Here is a 16,616-nt window from a genome sequence, read left to right on the forward strand (position 1 = left end):
ACGTTGTGGGGAATTTAAAAGAAGCCTTGCTCATAGAGAGAAGCCGTCTCTTCGTCGGCCGGCAGGCGGAAATCGCATATGTAAACAAGTGGCTCAGCAAGCCCAATGCTCCTACTGAGGCGGTATTCGTCTCCGGTATGGGAGGAATCGGAAAGTCCGCTCTGCTGCTTAAATTTCTGGATATGGCGCAAGATGCAGGAGCACAGTGTCTTTGGCTGGATAGCCGTGTCTGCAAGGATTCTCCCAGCGGGTTTCTTGATGTCGTTCATTCCCTTCTAATGAAGCATACCGTTTCGGAATCCGCCTTCAAAGACCCCATGACAGAAATAATGGAGATGATCGCCAGTCGGCGAACCGTTCTTTGCATCGATAATTACGAAGCCCTTAACTCCATCGAGGGATGGCTTCGGGAAGTGTTCCTCCCCGAACTGCCTGCCACCGAAGCATTCATCGTACTGGCGGGCAGACAGCCTTTATCTTTGGAATGGCAGAACGACATCGCATGGCGCAGCCGGCTGAGAATCATGCACTTGGAGCCTTTGTCGCGGATGGAGATGTGGAACTATTATTCAAATCTAGGATTGGAGGATACCGAAGCAATCGAGACGCTCATTCAGGATACTCATGGCCATCCGCTTGCGATGGCTTTGGCTGCAGAGAATGTAAACCGGACGGAACGATCCGAAAAAAGCGGCGCCTGGCCGGTATCCCGAGTCGTAAGCGCCCAACTGCTGCGGGAGGTGGTCTCCCCCGATTTTCATGAAATTCTGGATCTGCTGACCATTTTACCGCAGGCTAACCAGGACACGTTAAATCGTCTCCTCTCCGCGCCTTTAAAGATCACTCAACTTCACCAGTTAAGCCAGCTCTCGTTCATCCGGCCGACGATGGAAGGCTTTGCGCTTCACGACGTCGCCAGGGAGCATTTGCTGAGTGATTTTCAAAGCCGTGAACCCGAGCGTTTTCAAACCTTACGCCGGCGCATCGTAGAGGATTCGTGCACATTGTTCAGAACCGTCAAGCCCCATGAAAAAAACGGGATCGCCGCGGCGCTGCTTTCGATTTGTAAGGATGCTCTGCCAAACGGCTTTTATGGAAACAACGTTCCGGCCTCTTTTGATATGTATCGCAAAGTGGATCTGCCCTATTTGCATAAACTGTTAGTGGAGGAAAGAGCGCAGCAAGCCATTTCATTGGAATCGGAAGAGAAGGCGCATCAATTGCTCGACGAGCTGGCGGAACGCTTCCCCGAGAGCATTCGAGTATTTCGCTCGAACGAAGACATTCCGATTATGTTCCATGCGGGTCTTCTGCTTTATCAAGATACATTTAGCTTTTTGCAAGCCTATATTCCCAGCGTACTCGAAGCTTGCTTTCCTGATGAAGCCGGCCGTATTTCCCTTCTGCGTCATGAAGAAGCGGAGACCTACTATCATTTTCTTGGCGGCGTCGCTGCCGACGATTTGAACTACACGCCCAAACAATTGTTTGAGCTCATGTTTACTGACGGGTTTTCCCGGATTGTCAGTATGGGGACCCGCCTTACGCTAACAACGAACAGCGACAACCTGAAGGCGAAATTCCAGTCTCTCGGTTTTCAAACCAGATGGCTGCGCCATCTTCCTTCAGACCACCCGGCCCATGGAGATACCGTGCTGGAGCTTGATTTGCGTACGAGGGATTTTGGGGCGTGGGTCGTTTCCTTCCTGGATGCTTCGGCAGTTGAGCATCGTCCCGTTCCTTCGGATGCAATGCTTCAACCGGAGGATTTGAAAGCGGCTTTGCTCGTCCTTGACGATCCGGATGCACTCGGAAGGACTGCGGTAGCGCGTTGGTTAAACAGGAGCGGCAGCGAAGTCCAGAGCATGCTAAGCGGGCTGCTGCGTTCCGCCCAGCCCCCTTCCCCGCTCAGCCGCAGGAATCAAAACCTGCTCCATTTGTTGCACGCCCACCCTTCCTTAAGCCCGGATGCCGCTGCCTCCAGGCTTCATGTCAGCCGGGCCACCTATTACCGCCATCTGAGTGAGACGATGGATAAAACGATTACGCTTCTGGGCCGGTATCGTAATTAGGAACATGTTACTCTAACCGCTAACGTCGTATCAGCACAAACGTCCCATACCGCCGAAAATCGGTGGAATGGGATGTTTGACGCTCAGGTCCGTACCAATTAATCGGCCATAGCAAGCTCTAGCGCTGCCTGGCTCCGGACATGGTTAAAAAAACTTTCCCGCGGTTTCCGCTGCCGGATTGGGCCGTACGTACAGCCTCTTGAACGGACGTTAATGGATATTCACACTGCGGCGGCATAAGGCTTAACCGTTTCTCGCTGATTAAGCCGATTAAATGGCCGAACGTTTGCTGCCATGTTCGTATGGAAACCCGTTCGTTCCAATGACGCAAGTAAAATAAGTTCGCATGGACTTTAGTCGTTTGCGCGATATGCGCCCAGTTGACGGGAATGCCCGATAATAGACCGATGGTGATGAACAACCCGCCGGACTTTACGCATGAGGCTAGCTCGGTGCCGGACGAGCCTCCGATGGAATCGATCGCAGCCGTCGCCCCTGCCCCGTTCGTTAGCTCCATAACGGCGGAATGCAATCGCTCCTCTGCCGTATTGATCACTTGAGAAGCGCCGAGGTTCAGAAGCTCATCCGTGTAGGTATGATTCCTCGTGACGGCGATCATCCGAAAACCGAGCAGCTTGGATAATTGGGCCGCAATCCGGCCGATCGAAGAGCCACAGGCATTGACCAATAAAATGTCATCCGGCTTCAAGCTTAACACCTCCGTACAGAGGATCCATGCCGTAACCGGATTGATATATAATTGTGCGGCTGTATAATCGTCCATCGTCCCTGGAATCGGTATCGTCCATTGCGCTTGGGTACTGACATATTGCTGCCAGGTGCCTTCTCCCCGCAAGGGCAGCACGCGCTTGCCGATCAAGTCCTTTGATACCTTCGGACCGACTTCTTCTACTATACCAACCCCTTCATAACCGGGAATAGCCGGTAAAGAAATGCGATGTGCATAAGCCCCGGTAATCGGGATGAGGTCGGATGGATTGATGGGAGCAGCGGTCATGCGAACACGAACTTCTCCCTGCTTGAGCGGACTGTGCATTTTGCCCTCCACTCTCAATACATCCTGCGGCTTGCCGAATTGATAGAATGCAACACACTTGGATTCCAACGAACTTGCTCCTTTGATAGACGAATTTCCTCCTGATTATACCATCTTCCGATCCAAGAAGGGACCGTCCGGCAATAGTGTTCCTTATCTCTTTTTTGAGATTCAAAAATAAGAAAGAGCCGCCGCGGCAGCTCCAGATTGACGAGAAACCCTGATAAACTGAAAAATGCCAAAGGTGTAGGTGGGGTATGCCCTGTAGGAGCGATAGCGTCCGCCTTTGTCATCGGAAAATTACCGCTGTTTAACGGATTAATTGAAAGTTTTACGGGTAACAACAGCGGCCGGAAGGGGATACCCCACCGGGTACCAAGGCAAATTTCTCTATTTCATTGGTTTCTCTACAGCCTGGAGCCGCCGCGGCAGCTCCTTCTATTCATCGGCACCCTATTTAGAACCCGGCGCCGCCATATCTACTCCGGTAACATGATGTTTATGACCCTCTTCTACCGAAGTATAAAAATCGTAGTAATGTACGTGCATTCCGTTACCTACAGGTATGGCCGGACCGGAGTACGCTTTGTAATGATGTGTGTGGCCATCTTCAAAAACGACGTATCCTTCCGTGTAATGAATATGTCCGCCGTCTTGAGTACGAATGGGTGGGAAGGTCACATCCAGGCATTGATGAACGTGTCCGTTTTCAACCGACGTGTAATCAACGGAACCATGCGTATGATTTGGTACAAAACCGCTCACAAATGTTACTTTCTTGATTTGGGCCATGATCGGGCAGCACTCCTTAGGTTTTATCCTAGCATATGCACACGCCCAGCAAATTGGTTACATAAGTCGTCTTTCCGATTCAGCGCTCGAAACCCATGTCCGGCCGATCGGTTATTTCCTTCTCGAAAGTTGGCTACAATACAATTATCGCTTTTCCACAAATTCGGAAGGAATTCAGCTGCTGACATGTTAAAAAGAATCCATCATTTCCTATATCGGACTGCTATCGTTTGGAAAATGGCTGCAGCCTCCGCCATATCATGGGAAGCCGCCAAGCTTGCGGGCTCCACCCATCCTTATCTGGCCCCGCTTTCAGTCATTCTTTGCTTGCAGGTGACGGTAGACAAATCCCTTTTATTTGGCATTCAACGGATCCTGGGGACGATTGCCGGCGTGTTATTCACTGTGTATATAGCTCCCTACGTTGGAATGAATGCTTGGAGCTTGGGATTGTTGATCCTGGTTTCAGCTGCATTGATCCATGGGATAGGTTTCGATAAGGTCGTCATCAATCAGGTCGCGCTCAGCATTTTGCTGGTGCTTTATTTTCAAGGGAGAGATCCTGGCTATACGGGCGACCGGATTCGGGATACCGTCATCGGCTGCGCGGTCGCTATCGTCATTCATATATTCGTGTTCCCACCAAACTTTACGAAACAAGCCATTGAAGATTTATACACCTACACTGATCGTTTGACCGACCGCTTCAGGAGAGTATCCCAATGGCTGAACAACGGCTGCGCTCCTGCTGCCGGGATTATGATTCAAAACGATGCGCGGAGCTTGTTCGATGAGCTGCAGCAAACGATCGATCAGTTCAGTAAAGCGGAAAAGAGCTTGCAATACCATCCTTTCGTCCAAAAAAGCCGTGCCCTCTTGCAGCAGTATCACGGGCAATTGATACATTTGAAACAGGGATACGCACATTTGACAGGTATGCTGCGAACCTTGTCGGAATGGTCGTCAAGCGGGAGGATGACAACAGAAGACCGGACGCTATGGGGTAGGCGCATGCACGCCATCGCCGAACATCTGCACAATTGGAAACAAAATATAATGCTTCTCGAGCAAGGAAAGAGCGGCTATTTCACTCCGGCGGCCGACGTTTCCGTATTGGAAACCATGCCGGCTGCTTTGGCGCTTCCCGCTTCATCGGAGGATGCACGATTTGCATTTGCCTTGCACAACGATACGCTGCAGCTGCTCCAAGACTTCAAATAAAAGAAACCTGCCGATACGCCTTCTTCGTATTGGCAGGAAAGTCTCCTCCATATTGCTTTGCTCCAATACTAATTTGGTGCAATGAATGAGATATAGTATTTCCGTATTGCAAACATATGTTCTTTAATGTATAATGAAATTATTGGATATTTTGGTATATAAGATTTATTTCCTGGTATCCAACTGAACATGTGTCGGGAAAATGTAGAGTACAGTAGAAGCGAACAAATTCAAATCCAAGGAGAAGATGAACAATGTCATTACGATTGATCCCGTATTTAGTGATGGATGGGAACGCTAACGAAGCCATTCAGTTTTACAAAGAAGCATTGGATGCCCAACTTCTATTCATCCAATCTTTCGGAGAAATGCCGGAAAACCCTGAGTTTCCTTTACCGGCAGAGGCGAAGGAACGCGTGGCTCACGCATTGCTCAAAGTCGGCGAAACCGATCTTATGTTCTCTGATACGTTCCCTGGCCAACCCCATCACAGCGGGAATCAAGTGACCATTTGCATCTCAACCAACGATAAGAACCGGTCCAAACAAATTTATGATGCCCTCCAGCAAGGCGGTCAAGTGAACATGCCGCTGCAAGAAACCCATTTCAGCCCGGCATATGGTATTGTACAGGACAAGTTTGGCGTAACCTTCCAAATCTTCACAGAAGGCCAACAAGCATAGAGCATTCTTCAGCTAACATGAATAAATGAAATACAACGGCTCTGATATCGCTATTACAAGCGTCAGAGCCGTTGTCCGTTTTCTATAGCACAAGAACCTGATCCAAACGACGGCGATTGACTCATTGTTGCAGCAATACGTTATTGAACAGCATACATTCTGCCGCTGCCTATTCCCTACAAGAGCCGCCTCTATGTTATACTGGGCGTAAGAAGTATGAATCTATGAGCTGAGAAGGTGTCTGGCGTTGGAGTGGCAGCAGCTTGAATATTTTCAAACCGTCGCCCGATTGGAGCATATGACGCAAGCCGCGCAGGCGTTATCGGTCTCCCAGTCGGCACTCAGCCGTTCCATCTCCCGTTTGGAGAGCGAGCTGGGCGTCCCCCTCTTCGATCGGCAGGGCCGCTCCATTGCGCTGAACCGTTACGGACAGCTATTTTTACAGCGGGTCAACAGGATATTGAAAGAATATGAGGATGGAAAGCTGGAGATCCGGGATTTGCTGGACGAGGATGCCGGTGAGGTGACGCTGGGCTTTCTCCATACACTGGGTTCGCATATGATCCCCGAGCTAATCGTCTCCTTCCGCTCCAAGTACCCGCGCGTAAGGTTTCAATTGAATCAGAGCAGCACCACGGTACTCCTTCAACAGCTGGTACATGGCATGCTCGACCTTTGTTTGTTGTCCTCCCCTAGCGAGGCGGTCAATTCAGTGGAATGGAAGGAGCTGTGGAGCGAAGAATTGTTTGTGTTCGTACCGAAGCAGCATCCGCTTGCCGGCCGGGATTCCATTGCTTTAACGGAAATTGCGGACGAGCCGATGGTTTCCTTTAAGCATGGCTACGGCCTTCGCCATATCATCGACCGGCTCTGTCTCCAAGCCGGCTTTACGCCCCGGATCGCCTTCGAAGGGGAAGAAGTCCCGACCGTTGCAGGATTGGTAGCTGCAGGGCTCGGGGTAGCATTGCTCCCCAACGTCAAAGGCAGCGGCATCGAGCATGGAGTCAAGCTGCGCGTGAGCACGCCTGAATGTCGCCGGGTCATCGGTGTGGCGTGGTCGAAGGACCGCTATCTCTCTCCCTCCTCCAAGCGATTTTTGCAATTTGTCCTGGACGATTTTAAGCCGGAAGGGCTTCCTTCCTCGGCACAACGACGGTAAGCAGGAATGCGGCAACCATGGCTAGAAGCAGCAGTAAGGCAATCATGCCGACTACGCCGCCCCAGGCATATCGTCCCCAGAAGATCCCTCCGATTGATCCTCCCAGGCTGGAGCCCAAGTAATAAAACAGCAGGTACAAAGAAGATGCTTGCGCTTTGCCGGTCAACGCCCGGCTCCCTACCCAGGAGCTGGCGGTCGAATGACTCCCGAAGAAGCCGAAGGTAAATATGCCGACACCGAGGACGACTACCGCTAGGTGCGAGGACAGGGTCGGCAAAATGCCGAGCAGCATCAAAAGGATATTCATCCATAGAACCGATCCGCGGCCGATTCGATCGCTCACCCGTCCCATCCACGATGAACTGAACGTGCCAACCAGGTAAATCACGAAGATCCAGCCCACAAGTGTTTGTGACAAGTGGAAAGGGGCTGCCAGCAGCCGGAAGCCTAAGTAGTTGTACAAGGTGACGAAGCCTCCCATAAGAATCGCTGCGAGCGCGAATAGACACACCATTCCGGCCTCCTGAAACTGGACGGCGAACTGCCGAAGGATGGCCCGCGGCTGCAGCCGCTTCGGCTTGAAATGCTGCGATGAAGGCAAACGGCGCCAAAAGAACAGACTCGCAACCAAGCTGATGACCGCGAGCAGACCGATACCCCACCTCCACGACAAAAGGTCGGATGCCGAGCTGACGACCACCCGGCCGAAGAGTCCCCCTACCGTATTTCCGCTGATGTACAATCCCATCGCAAACCCTAAGCTTTTGGCTTCGATTTCCTCCGCCAGGTAGGTCATGGCCACGGCCGGCAGTCCGGCCAGAACAATGCCCTGTATCGCTCGGAGAAGAAGCAGGCTTGCAAAATTAGGAGCAAAAGCCGTACCCAAGCAGCAAAAGGAAGAGAGCAGCAGCGCGGCTGTCATGACCGTTTTACGGCCGATCCGGTCGGAGATAAAGCCGGCAACCGGTAGAGAAACGGCAAGCAGTATCGTACTGACCGATAAGGTTAGACTGACGGTCGCAGGAGACAATCTCCATTCGAGAGAATAAACCGGAAATAAAGGTTGTACGCAATAAAGCACGGCAAAGGTGGCGAGTCCTGCAGCGAACAGCGCCAAGCTGCCTTGACGATATTCCTTGGTGCCGCGTTCAAGATAATCGGATGATTGCAAGGCCATCGGTTTTCAGATCCTTCCTTATTTTACTGATGAATTTAGAATACACCCGGAAGAATGATGTGTATAATTCATTTTTATCAACATTTTCATGCATCCAGGTAATAAGCGAAGTCGCAAAAAAGGACTACCGTAGTTTCGGCAGTCCCCGTTTTGGTGAATAGGCTTTAACCTTCTTTCAACGACTTTGCTACAAAGCCGGAAGCCCGATTTAAACCATGATTTTACAAATATCGTTAGTAAATTGTACCGGATCTTGAAGCGGCAATCCTTCGATCAGAAGCGCCTGTTGATATAACAGGTTCGTATACAGGTTCACTTTCTCCTTGTCATGGGCGTATGCATCCTTGAGCGAATGGAACACCTGATGATGAACATTAATTTCCAATACTTTATCTGCTTTAACATCTTGATTGTTTGGCATGGACTTCAGAATTTTTTCCATCTCAATGGAGAGCTCGCCCTCTGCGGACAGACATACCGGGTGGGACTTCAGTCTTTTGGAAGCTTTGACCTTGGTTACTTTGTCTGTCAGTAAGCCCGCCATGTAATCGAAGAGATCTTTATTGTCGGTTTCTTCGGCAGCCGAAGAATTCTCTTCCTGATCCTGTTCGATCCCCAGATCGCCGCTAGACACCGATTTAAATTCCTTGTCTTTATATTTCATCATCATCTTGACCGCGAATTCATCGATCTCGTCGGTGAAGTACAGCATTTCGTAGCCCTTGTCCGCCACCATTTCGGCTTGCGGAAGCTTCTCGATTCTTGCGATGCTCTCACCTGAAGCATAATAAATATATTTCTGATCCTCCGGCATTCTCGAAACATATTCGTCCAAGGTAACCAGCTTCTTCTCCGTGGAAGAATAGAACATCAGAAGGTCCTGCAGATCTTCTTTATTCATGCCATAGTCGCTATAGACGCCAAATTTCAATTGACGGCCAAAGGATTGATAGAACTTCTCATACTGCTCTCTTTCATCCTTCAGCAAGCTCTGAAGCTGGCTCTTGATCTTGTTCTTGATGTTCTTGGCGATCAGCTTCAACTGCCGGTCATGCTGCAGCAGCTCTCTCGAGATGTTCAGCGATAAATCCTCGGAGTCCACCATACCTTTGACGAAGCTGAAATAGTCCGGCACTAAATCGGAGCATTTATCCATAATCAGAACGCCATTGGAATAGAGCTCCAGCCCTTTTTCATACTCTTTTGTGTAATAATCGAACGGCGTTTTCTCCGGGATGAACAAGATAGCGTTATACACGACAGCCCCGTCGGCGCTGATATGAACATGCTTGATCGGCTTGTCGAAGCCATAGCGTTTCTCAAAGTAAAAGTTCTCGTAATCCTCCGGCGTCAGCTCATTCTTATTCTTGCGCCAGATCGGGACCATACTATTGACGGTTTGTTCCTCATGAACTTCTTCGAATTCATTCTCGCTATCTGCTTTAGGCTTTCTGACGGCGACCTCCATCTTGATGGGGTAGCGAATGAAATCCGAATATTTCTTGATGATCGCCTTTAACCGGTACTCTTCAAGAAACTCGTCATATTGATCCTCTTCGGTATTTTCTTTGATTTTGAGAATAATCTCCGTACCGACGGATGCCTTGCTGCAAGGCTCGATCGTATATCCGTCAGCTCCTTGGGATTCCCATTTATAGGCTTCATCGCTACCGAGCGCCTTGCTGATGACCGTTACCGTATCGGCCACCATAAATGCGGAATAGAAGCCCACCCCGAATTGGCCGATAATATTGTGCCCGTCCTTCGATTCATTTTCTTTCTTGAAGGCCAGGGAACCGCTCTTGGCGATGACGCCAAGGTTATTCTCAAGCTCTTCTTTCGTCATTCCAATCCCTGTATCCAAGATCGTCAAGGTACGGCTTGCCTTATCCGCAGCCAGCTTGATATAGTAGTCATCCTTGTTAAAAACCAGTTGATCGTCGCTTAATGCTTTATAATAAATCTTGTCGATCGCATCGCTTGCATTGGAGATCAGCTCTCTCAAAAAGATTTCTCTCTGAGTATAAATAGAGTTAATCATCATCTCCAGTAATCGTTTCGATTCGGCTTTAAACTCTTTCTTGACCATGAACCGGTCTCCTTTCAAAGTAAGGGGATCTGATAGATTATATGATGGCGCGCTTGTTGGCACTCCACCCGCAAGAGTGCTAATACTTATTTGTATATACCATATCCTAAATTTTGCTGTCAAGATCCCTGCCCCTTGAACGGGATAACTTCTTCCCCCGTCCTAGTTAGGTAAACCAGGATAAACGGCTACGCCGTCCTTGTCTTACAAGGACCAGCGCGTTTATCAAGGTTGATGCGAAGCTATAAGCCTTCGAAAACTTATAAATTCTTATCAACTGACAAAAACAGCCCCTTCGAAAGATGCGAATGGAACTGCTGTTCTTTCCGTATCTGAAACCCGTGCAGATGGCTGTGCGATTCTACATTGGACTTATGCATCCGGAATCGGTTTTCGTCCATTGAACCCGTCATGCCAGCCATGGTAGTGGGTAATTGCTTCTTCCCCTTCCTTCCAGCAAATCAGGACATCCTCCCCGTTTAGTACGGCAGGAAAGTCAATCAAACCCGGGTTGATCATCTTCAGCAGTACGCCTTTACGAGCAAAATTACCAATAAGCAGATCAGCCTCGAGCTTCAAAAAATCAAGCTGCCCTTCCAGCTCGAAATAAGGATCCATATCGTCTTCCTCATAGAAGAAAGCAGGTTCGGTATTGGCCTTTTTCTTCTGCAGCTCCAGATAGAGATCCTCGAATTGTTTCACCAGACCTTGAAGCTGTGACAAATCCTCTTTCAGTTGAGGCAGGAGAGCATTCGCCTCACTTAAGGTAAACGTCCTATTGTTCAATGTACATCGACTCCTTACATCCCAGTGTACTAGATCGCTTCGAAGAATGCCACTGCTGCCCGTGCCACGGGTACAACGAAATACGCCGCCGGATCAACTGAACCGGCAGCCTACTTTAAAGCTCCCCAAGAAATCTGATTACTTATTTAATGTAAACTTCCATTTCATTGATCGTCGGCTCGGCGCTTGCGCTTGTGATATACAGACGGAGATACCTGGATGTGACCGGCAAGAAATTAATCGTTGCGCTTGCGCCGATACCAAATCGTCCTATAAAACGAACAACGGCCTACCCGCATTCATGCGAATAGGCCGTACGTATAGACATCAAGACGAATAGTTAAAAGCTTTTACTTTAAACTAAGCAGTCTTTCCGTAATCGCGGTGGCATATTTCAGTCCGTCCGGGTTTGTTTTCGTATTGCTCATTGCCGATAAAATTTGTGCTCTCGTCACATTGTCCATTTGCGCCATCACATTGACCGCCTGGGCAGAATTCGTTTTCATCAGCTCAGTGATTAATAAAGCGGCACTGTTCGCAGGCAGTTGGCTGTACGTCTTCACGAGGTCGTCCATCTGCTTCTGCACCTCGGGCAAATTCTGCAGCTGCTGCTCGGCCGCAGGGTCATAACTCTTGCTCGGCGGAAATTTGGCAAGGAGATTGGACAGGTCCGCAGCCTGCTTCGGATCCATATTCGCAAGAATATCGGAACGCTGCTGCGTATTCATGCCCAGCATGGCGAATACCGCTTCTTTAGAAGACATATTGCTTATAATCTGACTGGCTTGAGCGGGCTTCATCTTCGAGAACTCGGCGGCAACCTCGTCTGTCCTCATCTTGAACTTTGCTCCCGCATCATCCGTTGTCGACCCGGAGACGGATGACGGATCGGGCATGGCTGCTGACGAAGTCGCTGCGGACGGGGTGCCTGCAGTCGGCTTACCTGCAGTCGGCTTACCTGCAGTCGGCGTGCCAGCAGATGTAGCCGCTGCGGACGGTGCCGGATTCGTTGATGCAGCCGGTTGCTGAGCGTTAGCTGATGGAGCCGTTGCAGCGGGAGCGGGTGATTTGCTATGCATAAGCGATGTGATCCCCTTCGCCGCGCCCGCCGCTTTCGTCCCGACGGCGATGATCGAATCGGAGAAGCTTTTTCCCTTGCCTTGCTGAATGATGGCCGTGCCGACTCCCAGTAAGGCGGTTGTGAATAAGACGGGGATCACAACAAAATAGGTCAATCGTTGCCTGTTCGTAATTTCCTTTAGTGAGTTGTCAGGGGTTTCCATGGATGGCTTTCCCTCCTAGAGGCATTATCGGCAATCATTCCGACATGATTCGACTGCTATGTATAATCCAAATACTACCTGATCATCAGCAAAAGTTCAAGTTCATCGCCCTTGTAGACCTATGATCATAGGCACAAATAACAACTCGGATATCACACGCTTAATCTCTGCTTCGCCAGTTCGTAATTCACGGAGAGGTCGAATAATAAACTAAATCCCCGTTTTGAGTTTAATCGGTTTTTGATATAACCGTAAAGACAAGGCCGCTCATGCTTAATGATCGTCATCACTTCAATTAACGGTCCCCGGTTCAGCTGGATTTTGTATAACAAATCTATAGATTTTTCAAGGTCCCGATGATGGTCCCTGATACTGTTAATTTCCTTCAAGATATCGTTCTTGTTCATAAATAAGATCCTCTCACGTTTCATCAAATTATGGAATTTGTCGAATACAGTCAATTTCACATCAATTCTAGCATGTGTTTTTTCTTTTTTCAGTGAGATGCACTACAAAATGCTCAATTTTACCACATAAATAGTTCTATTAATCCGGTTCTAAGAAATCACCACAAGGCTGATCTGGGATGCAAATTCGAATCATTTTTCCGTAAATAGCAAAAAGGCCGCGATAAACGCGGCCTTCAGGTCTTGGCCCGATGAATCTAACGGTCTATTCCTCAAATATGCGGGTCAGCACTTCGCCCAGCTCCTTCAGAGCTTGCTCCTCCTGCTCTCCATCGACCTCGAGCGTCACTTCTTCATTCTTCTGAATACCAAGCGTCAACATGCTGAGCGAGCTTTTCCCGTTCACTTTCTTGCCGCCTTTGATTACGTTGACCTTGCAAGGAAAAGCGCTGGCCGCCTGAACGAACACCTTGGTCGGACGCGCGTGAAAGCCGGATGGATTCAGTACCGTATAGGTTTGAGATATCATGACAGATCGCCCCTTATCTTCTGTTTAACGAATTGTTGAATATGTTCATGGCTATCCATCGACAGCAGCTCGCCGATATACCCCACCCACTCACCGCGGGACAGCTGTTTGATCAAGGCGCGCGCCGGCAGGATGGAGCTCGCGCTCATGCTGAACTCGTGTAGTCCCATGCCGAGCAGGATCGGAATCGCCGTTTCGTCGCCGGCCATTTCACCGCACATGCCCACCCATTTGCCCTCTCGATTCGCCGCTTCAATGACCATGCGGATCAAGCGCAGAACGGACGGATGACATGGCTGGTACAAATAAGACACATTCTCGTTCATACGATCAGCAGCCATCGTATATTGAATCAGATCGTTCGTGCCGATGCTGAAGAAATCGACTTCCTTGGCAAGCAGATCGGCCGCGAGGGCCGCGGCGGGAACCTCGATCATGATTCCGACCTCAATGGCTGCGGATACAGATATTCCTTCCTGAGCCAGCTTCTCTTGCTCCTCCCGGAGCAGCCGCTTGGCCTCCCTCAGCTCTGAGCCGACCGCAATCATAGGAAACATAATCTTGAGCTGGCCGTAGCTGCTGGCCCTAAGGAGCGCTCTAAGCTGCGTGCGGAATAAATCCTGCTTGCTGAGACACAAGCGGACGGCCCGCAATCCGAGGAACGGATTGCTCTCGGCCGCAAGCTTCATATAAGACAGCTCTTTATCACCGCCGATATCGAGCGTGCGTATCACAACGGGCTTGCCGTTCATTCGTTCCAGTACGTGTTTATACACTTGGAACTGCTCTTCCTCGCTCGGAAGCGAGTTCCGCTCCATATACAGGAATTCCGTCCGGAACAAACCGATGCCCTCGGCTCCGTTCGCGAACACCTTTTGCAAATCTTCCACGCTGCCGATATTGGCGGCCAGCTCCACGCGATGACCGTCTGCGGAAACGGTCGGCTGGTCCAGCAGCTTGCGAAGCTCTTTCTTCCGGAGATCATATGCCTCTTTCCGAGCTTGATACGTCTCAAGCTCCTCTTCCGTCGGATCGATGATGACGGTTCCCTCAAGGGCATCCATGATAATCATCGTTCCCGTCTCGATCTTCGCCGCAGCCTCCCCCGCTCCGACAATAGCGGGCAGCTCCAGGGAGCGAGCCATAATGGCCGAATGCGACGTGCGGCTTCCGACGACGGTCACGAAGCCAAGCACCGCATCGGGATTGAGCTGCGCCGTATCCGAAGGGGTCAAATCCTCCGCAACGAGCACGCACGGCTCATGAATCGCCGAAATTGCTGCGTAAGATACGCCCCTTAGCAGGCTCATGATCCGGCCGGCAACGTCGCGCACATCCGCCGCGCGTTCCCTCAGCAGTTCATTGTCCATCGAACTTAACACCTCGATGAAGCCGCCCGATACTTGGTCGAGCGCATACTCCGCATTGACTTCGTCGTTTTCGATATTCTCGATCACCGCATCGATCAGATCCGGATCCTCCAGCAGGAGCAAATGCGCTTCGAAGATCTCCGCTTTATCCGCGCCCATCCGCTCCTCCGTCATCGTCTTGATCCTCTCCAGCTCTTGCCTTGCTTCCTCTACCGCCTGACGGAACCGGGTCGCCTCCTGATGGGCGTCAGCCACTTTCTCTGACGCAGGGGTATACTGAATATGATTTAATTGGAATGCCTTTGCAATGGCAATGCCGGGGGAAGCGGCTATACCGGTCAATCTCTGTGTCATCATCTTCGCCATAGGAAAACCCCCTTATTAAGATCGCGCGGCTTTCTTGAGCTGTTCATACTCGTTCAGAATGGCCGCATGCAGCGGATGATCCGCCGGAATCGAAGTGTATTTCACAATCGTCGCCGATACGCCCAGGCTGGCGAGGTCGCTCTGGATTTCCGCGGCTTCCGGGTCCGCGGCATCGTCAAACCGGAAACCAGCAGCCATCGCCATGGCTAAATGTTCGTAACCGAGGCCCAGCTCATACGATTGCAGGGCCGGACGGACAAGCCGGTCATTGGGCGACAGCTTGCGAATAGGCGATCTTCCGACACGGGTCACTTCATCCGATAAATAAGGATTCGTGAAACGGGTTATAATTTTATGGATGTAGCGCTCATGTTCGTCGGGATCGAATCCGTACTTTCGGACCAGCAAAGCGCCGGTTTCCTCCATGACACGCCGTACCTTGCCGGCGATGTCCGGATTCGCCATCGCTTCTTGAATCGTAGCGCAGCCCTGGAGGTATCCCCAATAGGCTGCCGCACAATGCCCGGTATTGACCGTGAACAGCTTGCGCTCGATGTAAGGCTCCAGCCGGTCGACATAATGCACGCCGGGAATCCGGTGAAATCCTTCAATCATTTGCGATTCATCCACAACCCATTCATAAAAAGGCTCCACCGTTACTTCGAGCGGATCCGCGTTATGCTGAATCGGCACGATCCGGTCGACGGCGGCGTCCGGGAAGGCGACGCTCCGGCCGATTTTCTCCTGGAGCTCGGGGTTTAAATGGCCGTATACATGCTCTTTAAGCTGCGTACTGCCGCCGATGGCATTTTCGCATGCTATCACGTGCAGCGGAGCGGCACCGCGTTCCAGCCGCAATTCAAGACCTTTAGCGATTCCACCGGCGATATGCTTCAAAATATTGACTCCTACTGCTGTAGTAACCAAATCCGCCTGAGCGACGGCTTCGGCAACGGAGTCCTGTTGTTTGCCATTAATCGCCGTAACGTTCGTTACATGGAACTTCTCCCCAGCCTCACCCGCCAAACTAACCGTATAGGCTTTCTTCTCTTGCAGCTGCTCTACCAGCGTATCGTTTACGTCAGAGAACACGACCTCATAGCCCGCTTGCGACAAGATCAATCCGATAAAGCCTCTGCCGATGTTCCCTGCGCCAAAATGAACCGCCCTCATGCTTCCATCCCGCTTTCGAACAGATTCAGCATCTCTTCCGGGGTCGATGCTTTCATGATTCGTTCGACGTTCTCCTCTTCGGAGCAAATCATCGCTACATTGGTCAGGATCTCCAAATGCTCGTCACCCGGTGCGGCTATTCCAATCACGAGCGTAGCCTTCTCTCCGTCGCCGAAATCGACCCCGTCCGGTATCTGAACGATAGACATGCCCGTCGATTGAATCAACGATTTGGAATCTTGTGTGCCGTGCGGAATCGCCAGCCCGTTCCCCATGTAGGTGGACAGCGTCTCCTCCCGCTCGAGCATCTTGTCGATATATGCGGCGGAGGCATGGCCGGCATCGACCAGCAATTGTCCCGCCATTCGGATCGCTTCGGCTTTATCTTTCGGCTTCGCGTTCAGTTTGATTTTATTTACGGATAAAATAGTAGACATAGCAGGTTCTCTCCT

The 16,616-nt window shown here is 50.6% G+C and carries 15 protein-coding genes; 4 read left to right on the forward strand and 11 right to left on the reverse strand.

Going from position 1 to position 16,616, the window contains the following annotated elements:
- Positions 1-5 precede the first annotated feature (5 nt).
- The gene (locus O9H85_RS23835) at positions 6-2,072 is read left to right on the forward strand and encodes an ATP-binding protein (protein WP_269883916.1); all 2,067 of its coding nucleotides are present in this window, start codon (positions 6-8) and stop codon (positions 2,070-2,072) included.
- Positions 2,073-2,190: 118 nt separating this feature from the next.
- Here O9H85_RS23835 and O9H85_RS23840 read toward each other — a convergent pair whose 3' ends face one another.
- Complete coding sequence (locus O9H85_RS23840) at positions 2,191-3,198, reverse strand: zinc-dependent alcohol dehydrogenase family protein (protein ID WP_269883917.1); 1,008 nt, start codon at positions 3,196-3,198, stop codon at positions 2,191-2,193.
- Positions 3,199-3,582: 384 nt separating this feature from the next.
- On the reverse strand, positions 3,583-3,921 hold the full coding sequence (locus O9H85_RS23845; protein ID WP_269883918.1) for a YmaF family protein: 339 nt from the start codon (positions 3,919-3,921) through the stop codon (positions 3,583-3,585).
- Positions 3,922-4,107: 186 nt separating this feature from the next.
- Here O9H85_RS23845 and O9H85_RS23850 point away from each other — a divergent pair, with 186 nt between their 5' ends.
- The 3 genes from O9H85_RS23850 (at position 4,108) to O9H85_RS23860 (ending at position 6,984) form a co-directional block, all read left to right on the forward strand.
- Positions 4,108-5,142: an FUSC family protein gene (locus O9H85_RS23850; protein WP_269883919.1), complete on the forward strand. Its 1,035-nt coding sequence runs from the start codon at positions 4,108-4,110 to the stop codon at positions 5,140-5,142.
- Between the two features lie 254 nt (positions 5,143-5,396).
- Positions 5,397-5,825: a VOC family protein gene (locus tag O9H85_RS23855; RefSeq protein ID WP_269883920.1), complete on the forward strand. Its 429-nt coding sequence runs from the start codon at positions 5,397-5,399 to the stop codon at positions 5,823-5,825.
- 247 nt (positions 5,826-6,072) lie between these two features.
- Positions 6,073-6,984: a LysR family transcriptional regulator gene (locus tag O9H85_RS23860; protein ID WP_269883921.1), complete on the forward strand. Its 912-nt coding sequence runs from the start codon at positions 6,073-6,075 to the stop codon at positions 6,982-6,984.
- On the opposite strand, the gene O9H85_RS23865 is transcribed toward O9H85_RS23860, so the two are convergent.
- The 9 genes from O9H85_RS23865 to O9H85_RS23905 all read right to left on the reverse strand — a co-directional run bounded on the left by O9H85_RS23865 (position 6,944) and on the right by O9H85_RS23905 (position 16,601).
- Positions 6,944-8,161, reverse strand: a complete 1,218-nt coding sequence (locus O9H85_RS23865; RefSeq protein WP_269883922.1) for an MFS transporter — start codon at positions 8,159-8,161, stop codon at positions 6,944-6,946. The genes O9H85_RS23860 and O9H85_RS23865 overlap by 41 nt on opposite strands.
- A gap of 208 nt (positions 8,162-8,369) precedes the next feature.
- On the reverse strand, positions 8,370-10,250 hold the full coding sequence (gene htpG, locus O9H85_RS23870) for a molecular chaperone HtpG (RefSeq protein WP_269883923.1): 1,881 nt from the start codon (positions 10,248-10,250) through the stop codon (positions 8,370-8,372).
- Positions 10,251-10,622: 372 nt separating this feature from the next.
- Entirely contained in the window at positions 10,623-11,036 is a 414-nt protein-coding gene (locus O9H85_RS23875) for a DUF2203 domain-containing protein (protein ID WP_269883924.1), read from the reverse strand.
- 350 nt (positions 11,037-11,386) lie between these two features.
- Entirely contained in the window at positions 11,387-12,319 is a 933-nt protein-coding gene (locus O9H85_RS23880; RefSeq protein ID WP_269883925.1) for a magnesium transporter MgtE N-terminal domain-containing protein, read from the reverse strand.
- A gap of 152 nt (positions 12,320-12,471) precedes the next feature.
- Positions 12,472-12,726 (reverse strand): hypothetical protein, encoded by a 255-nt coding sequence (locus tag O9H85_RS23885; protein ID WP_269883926.1) that lies wholly within the window; start codon positions 12,724-12,726, stop codon positions 12,472-12,474.
- A 265-nt stretch (positions 12,727-12,991) separates the two neighbouring features.
- A complete protein-coding gene (locus tag O9H85_RS23890; protein WP_269883927.1) occupies positions 12,992-13,255 on the reverse strand; it encodes an HPr family phosphocarrier protein in 264 nt (87 codons plus the stop codon).
- Entirely contained in the window at positions 13,252-14,979 is a 1,728-nt protein-coding gene (gene ptsP / locus O9H85_RS23895; protein WP_269884022.1) for a phosphoenolpyruvate--protein phosphotransferase, read from the reverse strand. Before ptsP ends, O9H85_RS23890 begins: the two co-directional genes overlap by 4 nt.
- A 27-nt stretch (positions 14,980-15,006) precedes the next feature.
- Complete coding sequence (locus O9H85_RS23900; RefSeq protein WP_269883928.1) at positions 15,007-16,164, reverse strand: mannitol-1-phosphate 5-dehydrogenase; 1,158 nt, start codon at positions 16,162-16,164, stop codon at positions 15,007-15,009.
- Positions 16,161-16,601: a PTS sugar transporter subunit IIA gene (locus tag O9H85_RS23905; RefSeq protein ID WP_269883929.1), complete on the reverse strand. Its 441-nt coding sequence runs from the start codon at positions 16,599-16,601 to the stop codon at positions 16,161-16,163. Before O9H85_RS23905 ends, O9H85_RS23900 begins: the two co-directional genes overlap by 4 nt.
- Positions 16,602-16,616: the final 15 nt, after the last annotated feature.

Origin of the sequence: Paenibacillus gyeongsangnamensis (assembly GCF_027533625.1) — a bacterium.
Classification (GTDB): Bacteria; Bacillota; Bacilli; order Paenibacillales; family NBRC-103111; genus Paenibacillus_G; species Paenibacillus_G gyeongsangnamensis.